Origin of the sequence: Paenibacillus sp. L3-i20 (assembly GCF_022180385.2) — a bacterium.
Classification (GTDB): domain Bacteria; phylum Bacillota; class Bacilli; order Paenibacillales; family Paenibacillaceae; genus Pristimantibacillus.
Genome location: NZ_BQME02000002.1, coordinates 91,809 through 105,958 on the forward strand (window position 1 = coordinate 91,809; position 14,150 = coordinate 105,958).

General features: G+C 41.6%; 11 protein-coding genes. 10 read left to right on the forward strand and 1 reads right to left on the reverse strand.

Annotated features, from left to right (window positions below):
• Positions 1–60: 60 nt before the first annotated feature.
• The 10 genes from MFF31_RS13635 to MFF31_RS13680 all read left to right on the forward strand — a co-directional run bounded on the left by MFF31_RS13635 (position 61) and on the right by MFF31_RS13680 (position 12,582).
• A complete protein-coding gene (locus MFF31_RS13635; RefSeq protein ID WP_238188675.1) occupies positions 61–213 on the forward strand; it encodes a hypothetical protein in 153 nt (50 codons plus the stop codon).
• A 169-nt stretch (positions 214–382) separates the two neighbouring features.
• Entirely contained in the window at positions 383–1,816 is a 1,434-nt protein-coding gene (locus MFF31_RS13640; protein ID WP_238188676.1) for an SWIM zinc finger family protein, read from the forward strand.
• A gap of 21 nt (positions 1,817–1,837) precedes the next feature.
• Positions 1,838–3,649, forward strand: a complete 1,812-nt coding sequence (locus tag MFF31_RS13645; protein WP_238188677.1) for a hypothetical protein — start codon at positions 1,838–1,840, stop codon at positions 3,647–3,649.
• Positions 3,625–4,716, forward strand: a complete 1,092-nt coding sequence (locus MFF31_RS13650; protein WP_238188678.1) for an AAA family ATPase — start codon at positions 3,625–3,627, stop codon at positions 4,714–4,716. Before MFF31_RS13645 ends, MFF31_RS13650 begins: the two co-directional genes overlap by 25 nt.
• Positions 4,713–7,040: a DUF5682 family protein gene (locus MFF31_RS13655; RefSeq protein WP_238188679.1), complete on the forward strand. Its 2,328-nt coding sequence runs from the start codon at positions 4,713–4,715 to the stop codon at positions 7,038–7,040. Before MFF31_RS13650 ends, MFF31_RS13655 begins: the two co-directional genes overlap by 4 nt.
• Before the next feature lies 1 nt (position 7,041).
• Positions 7,042–8,250 carry a VWA domain-containing protein gene (locus MFF31_RS13660; protein WP_238188680.1) on the forward strand — a complete coding sequence of 403 codons (1,209 nt, stop codon included), beginning with the start codon at positions 7,042–7,044 and terminating at the stop codon, positions 8,248–8,250.
• Positions 8,251–8,377: 127 nt separating this feature from the next.
• Positions 8,378–9,454, forward strand: a complete 1,077-nt coding sequence (locus tag MFF31_RS13665) for a D-alanine--D-alanine ligase family protein (protein WP_238188681.1) — start codon at positions 8,378–8,380, stop codon at positions 9,452–9,454.
• A gap of 5 nt (positions 9,455–9,459) precedes the next feature.
• On the forward strand, positions 9,460–10,632 hold the full coding sequence (alr, locus tag MFF31_RS13670) for an alanine racemase (RefSeq protein WP_238188682.1): 1,173 nt from the start codon (positions 9,460–9,462) through the stop codon (positions 10,630–10,632).
• Positions 10,584–11,435, forward strand: a complete 852-nt coding sequence (locus MFF31_RS13675) for a D-alanyl-D-alanine carboxypeptidase family protein (RefSeq protein WP_238188683.1) — start codon at positions 10,584–10,586, stop codon at positions 11,433–11,435. The genes alr and MFF31_RS13675 overlap by 49 nt, the downstream gene beginning before the upstream one ends.
• Complete coding sequence (locus MFF31_RS13680) at positions 11,425–12,582, forward strand: acyltransferase family protein (protein WP_238188684.1); 1,158 nt, start codon at positions 11,425–11,427, stop codon at positions 12,580–12,582. Before MFF31_RS13675 ends, MFF31_RS13680 begins: the two co-directional genes overlap by 11 nt.
• Positions 12,583–12,804: 222 nt before the next feature.
• Here the strand turns inward: MFF31_RS13680 and MFF31_RS13685 are convergent, their stop codons facing one another.
• Positions 12,805–14,067, reverse strand: a complete 1,263-nt coding sequence (locus MFF31_RS13685; RefSeq protein WP_238188685.1) for an outer membrane protein assembly factor BamB family protein — start codon at positions 14,065–14,067, stop codon at positions 12,805–12,807.
• Between the last annotated feature and the right edge of the window lie 83 nt (positions 14,068–14,150).

Sequence of the window (14,150 nt, forward strand, 5' to 3'; positions counted from 1 at the left end):
CTAGGGAACGAAATTGTCACTTTAACATGTGATGCGGTGTGTAGGAGATATAAGTGTAGGGTGTATAACGCTCTGGATGTAATGCCCGTCAGCTATAATGCAGAGGATGTGCCTTTCGACGAATATTACATTTTTCTTCGAAAAGTGATAGAAAGAGAAGCGCTTACAAGTGAAAATGATAAAAAAGAAGGAAATAAACTTGGAAATCTTTAGAAAGAAATTATCATATTAGGCTAAAGGTGTCAATCGTATATAATAGATATATACGTTTTCTTCTTTTTGTCCATTAAATGAATAAAGACTATATCAGCCCCAAAAGCAGGAAACGATGACTGATATGTGGAAATAAAACGAAGAATTCATTACATAAGTGAGGGATATTATGACCCAAATTACTGAAGAATATATTGATTCATTAGCCCCTAATGCGGGAGCAATAAAAAACGGGAATGATTTGGTTCGTAAAAATAACTTTCAGCTATTATGTCGAACTGTAGATCATACGCTTCTATTTGGAGAATGTAAGGGAAGCGGTAAAGTACCTTATAGCTGCTCTGTTGACTTCATAAAAGCAGAACAGCCTGTATTTCGTTGCTCCTGCCCAAGCCGTCAATTTCCTTGCAAGCATACATTAGGTTTAATGTACGCTTATGCCACGGGTAAGGCTTTTACGGTTGAAGAAATACCAGCAGATATTGCAGACAAGCGTGAGAAAGCTGATAAGCGCGATGAGAAAAAGCGGGAAACGGCTGAGACTCCAGCGGGAACAGAGAGTAAGCGTAAAGTAAATAAAAATGCTCTTGCGAAGAAGTTTGCTGCTCAGTTAGAAGGGGTTGAACTGGCTCGTAAGCTGGTTCAGCAAATGGTTCAGTCCGGGCTAGCTTCTTTGGATAATCGATCGATTAGAATGTTTGAAGATCAAGCAAAGCAACTTGGTAATTATTATGTTCCCGGGATTCAAACGGACATGCGTAAACTATTGTTTCTAATAGGCTCAAGTGAAAATAATGAGGCAATTTATTCGCAAATAGTAGAGCATTTAGCTGCTTTTCATGTACTACTTAAGCGGAGCAGAGAACATTTAAAAGCACGTATAGAAGGTTCCTCAATGGATATTACCAGCATTTTAGAAGAAAAAATCGGTCATGCTTGGCAGTTGTCTGAACTGCGAGAGTATGGACTAATACGTCAAGATGTCGAACTTGTACAATTATCGTTTCACTCCTATTCCGATGATGCCCGCGGTGAATATGTAGATGAAGGATACTGGATGCAGCTTCATGATGGAGAAATAGTAGTGACGCGCAACTACAGACCTTTTCGTGCAGCAAAGCATATGAAGGAAGAAGACAGCATTTATTTGGTTGTTCAAACGAAGGAATTATTCGCTTATCCTGGTGATATGAACAAGAGGGTACGCTGGGAAGAGATGATGATGCGAGAACTCGATGAAAGAGATCGAATGACTGTGCGTTCTTTTGCAGAACGTTCCTTTACTACAGCAATTAAAAATGTGAAAAATCAATTAAAAAATCCATTAGCAGATAAAAATCCGATTATTTTACTACTTGCAGAACAGATTGCAAAGAGTGAGCAGGAATATGTTCTCGTTGATGATCAAGGAGTAAGGATGCCGCTAGCGTCTATTTCAACAATTGGCCATCCTACTACGGAGCTTTTCTCCTATTTAAATGAAAAATTGTTCTCTCATGTAGCTGTACTCGTTATGTTTGAAAATGATCTGTCTGCAGGGAAGTTAGTCGCTCAGCCACTTGCACTAATAACTGAACAAGAGATGATTCGTTTATTTTATTAATAGTTGGAGAAGGAGCTTATTATGAGTATTCCATTATTGCGTGAACTGCATGAGGACGTTCGTCGACTAGTAATAGCAGGCGCAAGTATTGCGACTGATGATGTACGATTAAAACGTGTGCTGCCACAGTTGCAGCAATTAGGCGAAAAAGCACCCATTTTTAAAAGAGTTGCAGAAGAGGTAGCGGCAGTTACGGTTGCTCAGTCTGATCTAGTTGCGGATAAGTTATTAGATTTGGCAGTGCTGCTGCAAGCCGTTTTACATACGCAGAGCTCGACAGATGCACCGGGTGAGCTACAAGCTGCGGGAGTAAAAAGTGCAGAAATGAAAGTTACAACGGTGATTCCTTATCGGAAGCTGAAACCTCTTATTGACTCGCTTACACAGAAGGGTGCCGGTCGGCTGGAACTAATTAAACAAGGTGTAGAGGATGGCTCCTTTATCGATATAAGAACATATATACCTGCTGTGCATGCTTTGAGGGATAGTTATTCTGAAATTGCTGATTATGTTGCTGATGTCATTATTCCGATTATTGGCGCACCTGCTCTTTCGATTTTAAATGAGCAATACGATATGAAAGGTAGCAGTGGTGATGCTAGGATGCTGGCATCGATTTATAAGCTGACAACGAATATGGAGGAGGTTTGGCCAAAGGTGTTATTGGCGCAGAAAGAAGGTGCGCTTCCTATTCGATTGACAGCTATTGCGTTAACTTCTGGAGTACCTCAATTTGAGGAAGAATTGTTAGATTTAACGCATGACAAGAAGAAGGAAGTTCGCAGTGCTGCATTAATGGCCTTATCTAGCTCTCGTTCGGAAATAGTGGAAAGTCGATTAATGGATGCATTGATGAAAAAGGATACAGACATAGCCGTTGCACCTATTCTAGCTTATCGTTCAACTTCTTTAACCGAACAGTTACTGAAATACGGGAACTCAGTCATAAACGATCTCATAGCTGCAGACGAGAAGGAGAAATTGATAGAAAAGGTAAGTGCAGTAATTTCTTGTCTTGAAGTAAGGTCTGATGAATTAGTAGTAAGGCAATTTTTGATGAAAGTTATTGATCTTAAAGGGCTGAATATTAAAGAAATGGCTCAATGTAGTTCGTATTCAGCAAATATTTTATTACAATCGAATGAAAAAGATGCTCTCGTTTTTCTACACGAGCTTCGTGATAGCCAACCTGATTTAATTTGGTTTTCATTCAAAGCAGCGATACAGTTTAAGCGCCCTGTCGAAATATACGATCTCTATGAAGGTTATCTAACAAACAAAAAGAGTAAAACAACGAAAGACATACTGAATGTGTTTGAATATTGCACGAGTGATCCAATTTCAAGCTTATTCTTCTATAGTAAGCCGATTGAGGTTTTGGAATGGGATAAAAGATGGGTGGAGCGTCTGATAGCGCTAAATGAGGGGGACCTTGTATGTCGATTAGTGAAGCAATCTGATCAGAAAGTAATTGATTATTTGGTTGATCAAATCAAAGTTGATACAAAACTTACGAATGACCGATCGTTCCGTAAATTTTTTGTATTATATCAGATCGGATACACCGAAACCGCTAATCTTCTTATATCTGTTTTAGAGGATGCTCTAAAACTTCGCTATTATCACACGCACAGAGATATGCAGATTATCATCTTAATGCTTCCCTCAAGCTACTCAGAAAAAATTCGTCAATTGAGCGGCAATATGAAAACTAATTCTACGCGTGACCAAATCATACAATTAGCCGACAGCTTAGCCGCCAAACCGGCAGAGCTTGATATGAAAACAGAAGGAGCGGGATTAATAGCATGGATCAAAAACGAACTATTCTAAGACAACCAGCTGAGCAGTTATATGCACATGAGCTAGAAGCGCTTAAAGCACACGACAAGGGTGAGAAACCCGCAGGTTGGCAGCTCTCGCCACGAGCGGTTCTTACGTTTATTACAGGAGGTCGGGCTGGCGACGTTGACATTACACCTAAATATATTGGGCATTCGAGGTTAGTTGAAATTGCGATTGCAACTTTATTGACCGACCGTGCTTTATTGCTCATTGGTGAGCCTGGAACGGCAAAATCTTGGCTATCGGAAAATTTGACGGCTGCAATTCATGGCGATTCCTCTAAATTAATTCAAGGGACAGCGGGTACTAGCGAAGAGCAGGTCCGATATACATGGAATTATGCCATGTTAATTGCTAATGGACCTACTGAGGAAGCGCTTGTCAAAAGCCCGATATACCGGGCAATGGAAACTGGCGGTATATCGAGGTTTGAGGAAATATCACGTTGTGCTTCAGAGGTTCAAGATGCATTAATATCGATTCTGTCAGAAAAGACAATCTCTGTACCAGAGCTCGGAAGAGACATTCCAGCTGCTAGAGGTTTTTCGATTATTGCAACAGCGAATACACGTGATCGAGGCGTCAACGATATGTCCGCAGCACTTAAGCGACGTTTCAATATCGTTGTGTTGCCTGCTCCTTCTGATTTGGAGACGGAAGTTGCGATTGTACGTAAACGTGTTAGCGAGATTGCGACAAATTATCGATTAGGTGAAGCTGTGCCAGAAGAAGATGCAGTCCGCAAAGTTGTAACTATATTCCGAGAGCTTCGAAGTGGAATGACTGTTGATGGCAAAGAGAAATTGAAGCAGCCAAGCGGTGCAATTTCTACAGCTGAAGCTATATCATTGCTCATTAACAGTATGGCGCTTGCAAGCAGCTTCGGAGATGGTCAAGTAGCCGAGGCGGATCTTGCTGCTGGATTACTTGGAGCGGTAGTTAAAGATGAAGCGAAAGATGATGCGGTATGGAAAGAATATTTAGAAAATGTGATGAAAAAACGGGGAGCAGAATGGAGAGAGCTCTATCGTGCTTGCCGTGAGCTAAGTTCGTGAGTACGGCTGCCGTTTCCAATAACGGCGTCCATTTATTCGGAATTCGTCATCTATCTCCAACAGGCGCCTATCATTTACAAACATTCCTTAATGAGGTGAAGCCGGAGCTTGTACTCGTAGAAGGACCATCGGATGCAACAGAGCTAATTGGTCAAATTACTTTAAGTGGAGTAAAGCCGCCCATCGCAATACTAGCGTATACGGAACAGTTACCAATCCGTACACTCGTTTTTCCATTAGCAGAATATTCTCCGGAGTATCAGGCTTTCCAATGGGCAGAAAGACATGGAGCAGAAGCACGATTTATTGACTTACCATCTGCAGTATCTGTTAGCCTGCATACAAGCTTAAGTGCTGCTAGTGAAAAGGAAGAGCTAGCAGAAGCTGTCCGCTTGCATCGTAAGGAAGTCAATAATCGTTATGAGGAGGTTGCATTAAGAGCTGGAGACTCCGATTATGAAACGTATTGGGAGCGATCTTTCGAACATTGTAATGAGCCCAGTACATACCGTCGCTCGATACATACATTTTCAAGTGAAATGCGTACTATTTCTGAGGCGGAAGAACGAATGTATACACCATTGGAAACTGCTCATAACGATATCCGTGAAGCCTATATGCGTGCAAAAATTGCTGAAGCCATTGCTGAGGGTATACCGGCAGAGAAAATTGTAGTTGTTATTGGTGCGTATCATGTATCTGGACTGGAAGCAAATCTTGAGGGAATAACAGAGGAAGAAGTGGCTTCACTTCCCAAAATCTCCACAAAGTTGACGCTCATGCCTTATTCGTATTACAAGCTCTCTAGTCAATCCGGGTATGGAGCAGGTAATGTGTCTCCATATTATTTCGAACTTGCTTGGCAATGTTTGGTCAGGGGGGACCTTGCCATGCTGCCCTCTCTTTATTTGGCTACAATCGCAGGTCATATGCGTCAGAGTGGAACATATCGTTCTGCGGCATCTGTAATCGAAGCAGTAAGGCTGGCTGAAGCGCTTGCCTCGATGCAGGGAGGACGATTGCCAACTTTGCGTGATCTTCGCGATGCTGTCATTACTTGCTTTGGATATGGTGAGCTTGCAATAGTAGCTGATGCACTTGCAAGAGCCGATGTCGGAACGGCCATCGGCTTTTTGCCCGAAGGGATTAGCCAAACGCCGATTCAAGAGGATTTGAATCGAAATTTAAAATCGTTGAAGCTGGAAAAATACAAAATGACAGTCGCAACTGATCTGGAGCTTGACCTTAGGGAAAATAGAAGGGTGAAATCGGAAGAGGCTGCTTTCCTCGATTTAAGAAGATCCTTTTTCCTTGAGCGCCTTCAGTTGTTGCAAATAAGCTTTGCTAAGAAGCGCGTAGTCCAGCAGAGCGGGGCTACTTGGAGTGAGAATTGGATACTATGCTGGACTCCTGAGGCTGAAATTGAAGTCGTGGAATCGATTATGAAAGGTGAAACGATAGAGCTTGCTGCAGCATTTTTCATAAAGGAATCATTGTCACATAGCACTACTATATTGGAAGCAGCTGCTCTTGTGAAGGCTGCTTGGCAGTGCGGTCTGCCTACTTCTATGGAAGATGCTCGTCGGACGTTGCAGCAGCTCGCTGTAGAATCAGGGGATTTCGCACAAATTGCCGGGACGCTCAGAGAGCTTTCCACACTAGTGTTATATGGGGATGTCCGCAAAATAGATACAGCTGTTCTTGTTCCGCTGCTTCAACAGTTATTCCTTCGTGGAACACTGATTCTTATCGATTCAGCTGCTTGCAGTGATGACGCAGCTACGAAAATGGCTTCTGCAATTATTGATATGCACGCTGTGTCTCAACAGCATTTTGAAATGGTTGACGACGAGCGTTGGATAGGACAGCTTGAAGGGCTTGCCTATCGTGATGATCGTAATGCAAAGCTATCGGGACTTGCATTTGCGTTGCTGCTTGAGCGCAACCTCGTTGATAACGATCGTTTATCGAGAGAAGTTTCCAGACGATTATCTCCTGGCATACCAGCTGATATCGGAGCGGGATGGTTTGAAGGGATGTCGCTTCGTAATCGTTATGTGTTGTTATCGCGCAGGCAACTTTGGGAACAGCTAGACATCTATACACAATCGCTTGACGAAGAACAGTTTCGCAGATCGCTTGTATTTCTCAGAAGAGCTTTCTCTACTTTTGAACCAAGAGAGAAAAATACAATTGCCGAATTGTTAGGTGAATTATGGGGATTTGGCGAGATTGAGGCGGCCGATGTTCTACAGCGTCCACTTAGCGATGAAGAGCAGCAAAAATTAGACGAGCTCAATGAGTTCGACTTTGGAGACTTATAATATGAGTGATAATGTGAATATCGAACAATTAAAGCGTTGGCGGCTTATTCTCGGTCAAGGAGTCAATGACAAGCTGAATGACATGGCTAATGGTCAAGAGCTTCTTGACTCCGAGCTTAGCCTAATGGATCAAGCGCTTGCTGCCATCTATGATGATACAAACGGAGATATATCAGATTCAAGAAGTCATTCGGGAGGTAGATCTGCTAGTCTAGGCGCATCGTCTCCGAGGCTTGCGAACTGGCTAGGAGATATTCGGAGCTTCTTTCCTTCTGATATTGTGTCCGTTATACAGGGAGATGCGATTGAGCGAAAGGGGCTAACTCAGCTACTGTTTGAGCCTGAAACGCTGAGACAAATTAAGCCTGATATCCGTATGGTGGCGACATTGATTGCGTTAAAAGGTCGTATCCCTGAGCAAACAAAGGAAACAGCTAGATTACTCGTTCGTGAAGTTGTAGATGAAATAATGGCTAAGTTAGCTCATGAAATTCGTCGTTCAGTAACGGGATCACTTAATCGTAGAAAGCATTCGCCGCTCCCCTCACTAACAGGAATGGATTGGAAAAAAACGATTCATAAAAATCTAAAGCATTATAATAGGGAGAACAAAAAGCTTATTCCTGAACGATTTTATTTCTATGAACGTGCACGGCGAAGTAAGGAATGGACAGTTATATTGGATATCGACCAAAGCGGATCGATGGCAGATTCAGTCATCTATGCCTCGATCATAGGCTCCATCTTTGCTAGCTTACCAGCGTTGGATACACATGTTATAGCCTTTGATACCGAAGTTGTAGATTTAAGCGAGCAATGCGCCAATGATCCAGTTGATATGCTGTTTGGTATTCAACTAGGCGGAGGCACTGATATTAATAAATCTGTAAAGTACTGTGAGCAATTTATCAGTGATCCAAAAAAATCGCTGTTTATATTGATTTCTGATCTCTATGAAGGCGGTAATCAAGCTGGACTTATTAGACGGATGGAAAATATGCGTCAATCTGGTGTTAGTGTCATTTGCTTGCTGGCTCTGTCGGACGGTGGCGTTCCTTCTTATGATGTGGATCTTGCAAAGAAGCTGTCGAACTTAGGTATTCCGTGCTTCGGTTGCACGCCTGATCGTCTGCCCGAGTTAATTGCAGGTGCATTGCAGGGACGAGATTTACTTGAGCTAGCGAGTGCTATTACTACAATTAGTAAATAATTGTAATGAACAATTAAAGGAAAATTAAGCTTTTCATCATCATTAAATTATGTTTACTTACAAGCCTCTTAACGATTGATAGTTATCTTTAGTAATAGATAACTAGTCGATTTTAGGAGGTTTTTTTGTGAAAACAAATTTATATGTCCTTTACGGAGGTAAATCCGTTGAGCATGACGTTTCGTTGAAAACAGCGTGTACCGTAATGAACGCTATAGACAATTCGAAGTTCGAACTGTACCCCATCTATATAACACGTAATGGAATATGGTGTACGCCTAACAAGTTGAAGCACGAAGGTATAGCAATTAATGATCTGATTGCCTTTCCAAGTCATGAGAGCGAAGCAGCCTCTATTGGTCAAGTGCTAATCCATCAATTGTCATTGCCTGGCCTAAAGGTTGTGCTCCCGCTACTACACGGTTCTTACGGCGAGGATGGTACTGTGCAAGGGCTGCTGGAATTGCTGAATGTGCCTTATGTTGGGAATGGCGTATTATCTTCATCACTTACATTAGACAAAGCTATTTCTAAGCAGTTGCTGGCACAGGGAGGTATACATCAAGTCCAATATGCCGTTTATCGATACGATCAATGGTGTGAAGATCATGAGAGTTTACTGAATCAAGTAGAGACGAAGATCGGATACCCTTGTTATGTAAAACCGGCTTCACTCGGATCAAGTATCGGAATTAGTAGATGTCGAGATAAGGATGAACTAATAACTGGTATCTCGGAAGCTTTTAAATACGATAGCAAGGTCGTAATTGAACGAGAAGTAATTGGAAGAGAAATTCAAGTCGCTGTTAGAGGAAATGAGAAACCTATTGCTTCATTGCCCGGGGAATTTATTCATAATCATGTATTCTTCGACTTTGAGTCCAAATATATGGACAAGTCGCTGACGATGTCTATACCTGCACAGATTTCCGAAGAAATAACGCTGCGCATTCGGGAACTTGCCATCCAAGCGTATCAAATGCATAGCTGTTCAGGTCTTGCGCGGGTGGACTTTTTTCTCGATGGTGAGAATCAGCTTTATTTGAACGAAATAAATGCACTTCCTGGATTTACGAATTACAGCATGTATCCCGTCATGTGGGAGCGTACGGATGGAACGAAGTATTCAGAGCTTGTGGAGAAGTTAATCGATTATGCAATTACACGACATGCGGAAAAACAATCGATTCAGTACACGAGGTGAGTGGTGTGTATAGGGAAACTTGGGCTGAAATTAATTTAAACCATATACGTAACAATCTCAAAAATATTCGCGAGTCGCTGCCTCGAAAAGTTAAGTTGATGGCTGTTATTAAAGCGGATGGTTATGGTCATGGCGCGGCCGAATGTGCCCGAACGGCTGAGCAAGTTGGTGCAGACACTTTGGCAGTTGCTTATTTAGAGGAAGCATTGCATCTTCGAGCATCTGGAATAACTCTGCCGATTTTAATATTAACGCCAATACAACCCAAGCATGTGATGCTTGCACTAGACCATGATTTGATGCTTACGGTAGCTAGTGCTTCATGGTTCAGGGAAATGAGAGTGTTTAAACCCTACACGTCAGGAAAAAAGATTCAAGTACATGTAAAGGTAGACACTGGCCTTGGGAGAATTGGTCTTCAATCGATGAAAGATTGGGATGAGCTAGTGCCTTGGCTTAAAGCTAATGATATCGTTGTTGATGGATTTTATACTCATTTTGCAACTGCAGGTAAAGTGGACACGACATTTCTTGAGCTTCAGACAAAAAGGTTTATAGACATGATGGAATGGAGCAAAAAGTCTGATATTGCCATTCGTCACTATCATTGTGCGGGAAGTGTGGCGGCGCTCAGATTTCCTGAACTAGCGATGGATATGGTTCGTATAGGTGCAGCAATGTACGGCTTTTATCCGGGGAAGCTAGTGTCTGCTGTGAAGCTGTTACCTGCTTTAAGCCTGCATAGTAAGCTCATACAGGTGAAGAAGCTTTATCGAGGTGACTATTTGGGTTATGACAATATGTATCAAGCAGATAAGGATCAATGGATTGGAACTGTACCGATTGGTTATGCGGATGGATGGTCACAAAACATGCAACATACCGAGGTGTTGATTAATGGACAGCGAGCAAATGTTGTCGGGAAAATATGTATGGATCAGCTTATGGTTAAACTGCCCGGTCCGTGTGAAGTGGGAACAAAGGTGACTTTAATCGGCAGTCAGGGTGATGAGCAAATAACGTTTGCAGAGCTGGCTTCTCATATAGGCAGTGTTGCTCAAGAAATATCCACTTCGTTAACTGCGAGAATAACGAGATCCTATATCAATATGGAGGAGGCTTGGATACATTGGGAGAAAGAAAAGTTGTCGTACAAGAGCAAGAATGCAGTGATATAAGGCATGATGTCATTCAGGTAAACCGTTCTGCGATCTATGAAGGACATTTAGTATTAATTAATCAAAAGAATCCGATAAAGAAACAAGTTTCGTATAGTAAGTTAGCAGCAATTAGCTCAGCGGCACCTATTAGAGAGCTGCATCAAGGTATTCTTTTGGAAGATACTTGTTTAAAGCAATTGGTAGAGTTGATTGGAGACTGTGAAGGAATGGATGATATTATTGCTGTTAGCGGATATCGTACGAAGGAAGAGCAGGAGCACATATATGAATCCTCACTAGTTGAAAATGGTGCAGAATATACAGCTTGTTACGTAGCATTACCAGGCCAAAGCGAGCATCATACGGGACTTGCAATCGATGTAGGAAAACGTGATAGTGAGATAGACTTTATTGCGCCTTCCTTTCCAGATAGCGGGGTTTTTAAAGTATTCAAATCGTTCGCTGCTCAATATGGCTTTATCCAGCGTTACAAAGCAGACAAAGAGTCCATAACGGGTATCTCTTGTGAGCCATGGCATTTTCGGTATTTAGGTGCGCCTCATGCAGAAATTATGGAGCAGCGTGACATGTGCTTGGAGGAATATATCGACTTTATCGAAACATTTCATTTTGAAGGCAAGCATCTGCGATATGAAACGGTAACTCACATTGTGGAGATTTATTATGTTCCCGCGGAAGATGGACCATATACAACAGTTCCTATTATATCGGGAGATCACTTCACTTTATCTGGTACGAATCGAGATGGATTTATCGTAACTGTTTTTACAAGAAAAGGGCAAAAAATATATGGTATCTAAATCAAATTATAGTGGGCTTGATTGGCTAAAGTTTGTAGCAGCACTATTCGTAGTTGCTAATCATACGGGTCCATTACTTATCTTTAATGACTATTCAAATTTTTTAATCAGCGGATTATTGTCTAGACTTGCAGTTCCTATATTTTTTATGACTTCAGGGTTCTTTTTCTTTCGAAAACTGACTGGGGAGCGAGTTGAAGACAATAAGAGGTTACTCGTATATCTTCGGAAGATTGGGCTGCTATACGCAATAGCCATTTTATTATATATTCCTTTAAATGTGTACAAGGGTGACTTTTCAGAAGGACTAACTGTATATGTTTTGATAAAAGCAATACTGTTTGATGGGACATTTTATCATTTGTGGTATTTGCCTGCTTTGATGATAGGATTGATTATTGTGTATTATCTGCATAAGAAACTTTCGATGAAAACGCTACTAGTAGCTGGAACTTTAATATATGTTGTAGGGCTCCTTGGAGATAGTTATTATGGGATCACTAAAGAGATAGGTCTACTCCACTTCATTTATGAAAGTATGTTTTATTTGTTTGACTACACACGAAACGGTCTTTTCTATGCTCCTATTTATCTCATCATGGGAGCATGGGCTGCTAAGCGGGTAATATCAAGTACACAGTCATATCCCATTAAGCGATCACAACGTATTAAGCAGAGCAAACAAAGGATTAAACCTTTAACAAGTGCCTATTTATTTTTTCTTTTTCTAGTGCTTATGTTTGCTGAGGGGATGATTTTGCAGGCAATCGAATTCACTCGACATGATAGCATGTATGTGTTTGCATTACCTGCCACCTATTTTTTATTCCAGTGGGCTTTATCTTGGAAAGGGAGAACAGGCAAAGCTTTTAGAGAATGGCGCGTTTGGATATATATATTGCATCCTATAGCTATTGTACTAGTGCGAGGTGCAGCCGAGGCTGTAAGCTTGGAAGCTATTTTCATTTCAAATAGCCTCATTCATTTCTTTACAGTATGTTTGTTGTCTATTGCAATGGCTGCTATAGCTGTTCAACTATCCGTCATAACTGTTAACATTAGAGCATATTTATGTAGCGGGAGACGTAAGCAAGTTGATGTGAATCGAGAGGAGAGGCCGCATCGAAGGAACATTACTGGCAGCTAGGAGGTATTGATATGAGTAACGAAGTGCTCATTCAACTACTCGTGCTTATCGTAATGATCATCGATATGGCTAACAGATCTAAGGATTCATAATCCATGAAGGCAAGGCACTCGATGTGTGCCTTGCCTTTTTTGTTAGGATTCGAATCACGAAAATAATCAAAAGGGATTTCTTATTAAGCAGTCATTGTTATTGGATAGGGTAAATGAACTGTTTCAAAAATCATTTATATTTTACAGCATGCAATGCTCCATCAAATCCCGTATAGTACACGACATCTTCTACAACGACTGGTGTCGTTTGGATTTTATCCGTTTTGAGCTTCCATGCTAGTTGGCCATTCTTAGCATTAACAGCAAATAAATGATCCTCTATTTTGGTGTTATTGTAAGCGTATCCTGATGCGAAGAAGAGCAGTCCTTCATTCAAAACAGGGGCTGAGAGTATGTTACTGCCTGTGTCAAAACGCCATATTTCTTCTCCTGTTTTTGGTTCTACAGCGGACATGAAATCACCGTTCGAATTACCTACATAAAGAGTGTCATTTTCATAAATCGGAGTAGCAACCCATGCTGGGGTGAATTGTTTCCAGAGCATCTTCCCATTTTTTGTATCAAAGGCATACATGTCGAAGTTACGACAGCCCCAATAGATTACATCATTATGGATAACAGGGTTAGATTGAATAGGGATATGACCGTTGAATGACTCCGTTTTGTAGGACCAGAGCAGAGTTCCGCTCTTTTTATCAAGGGCATAGATATGACCAGCCCAGTCCCCGAAGTAGACAGAAGTGTCATCGTGAATTGGTGAGCTTTTGATCGGACCAGCTGCTTTAAAGCTCCAAAGCTCTTTACCTGTTTGGGTGCTTAATGCATAAAGATGGGAGTCGGCTCTTCCGATGTAAAAGACATCGCCATCAATAGAGGGGGAAGAGTCATAATAGTCCCATTCATCTTGCTCGCCATTCGTAACAGGTCCCGAAAACGATACACTCCATTCCTTCTTACCAGAGCTCGCATCTAATTTATAAAGGGTCCCCTTGTGGCTTTGAAAAACAATCGATGTCCCGCTTAATTTGGGGCTGGATCGGATTTGGCTGTCCGCAGTAAAGCTCCAAAGCTCTTTACCTGATTGGTGATCGACGGCGTATAGTTTATGATCGTCACTGCCGAAGTATATGTTCCCGTCTGTGAAGAGAGGGGAGGAAGTAATTCGTCCGTCCGTTTGGAATTTCCAAATTTCTTGAGCTGCCGTTTGAGCTTGTAGATCCAAAGCTTTGATATCGGAGCTGGCTTGAACAATTTGGGATTCAACAGGTGAGATCACTAAAGGAACTGTTGATTGTGTATTGGATGGAATTGGAGATGAAGTTGGCTGAACTGTTGTAGGTTGAATAGTCGCAGGTGTATTGCTGGTGCAGCCGCTTAATATGGGCAAAATTAAACAGGCAATAATAGTTAAGAGAGTATAGTTTCTATACATGGTATAACCCCCGACTTTGGTTAATAGAACAAGGAACAACAAAAGAGTCTCCTACGGTAGTGTTCAAGTGTTAGATGCTAAAC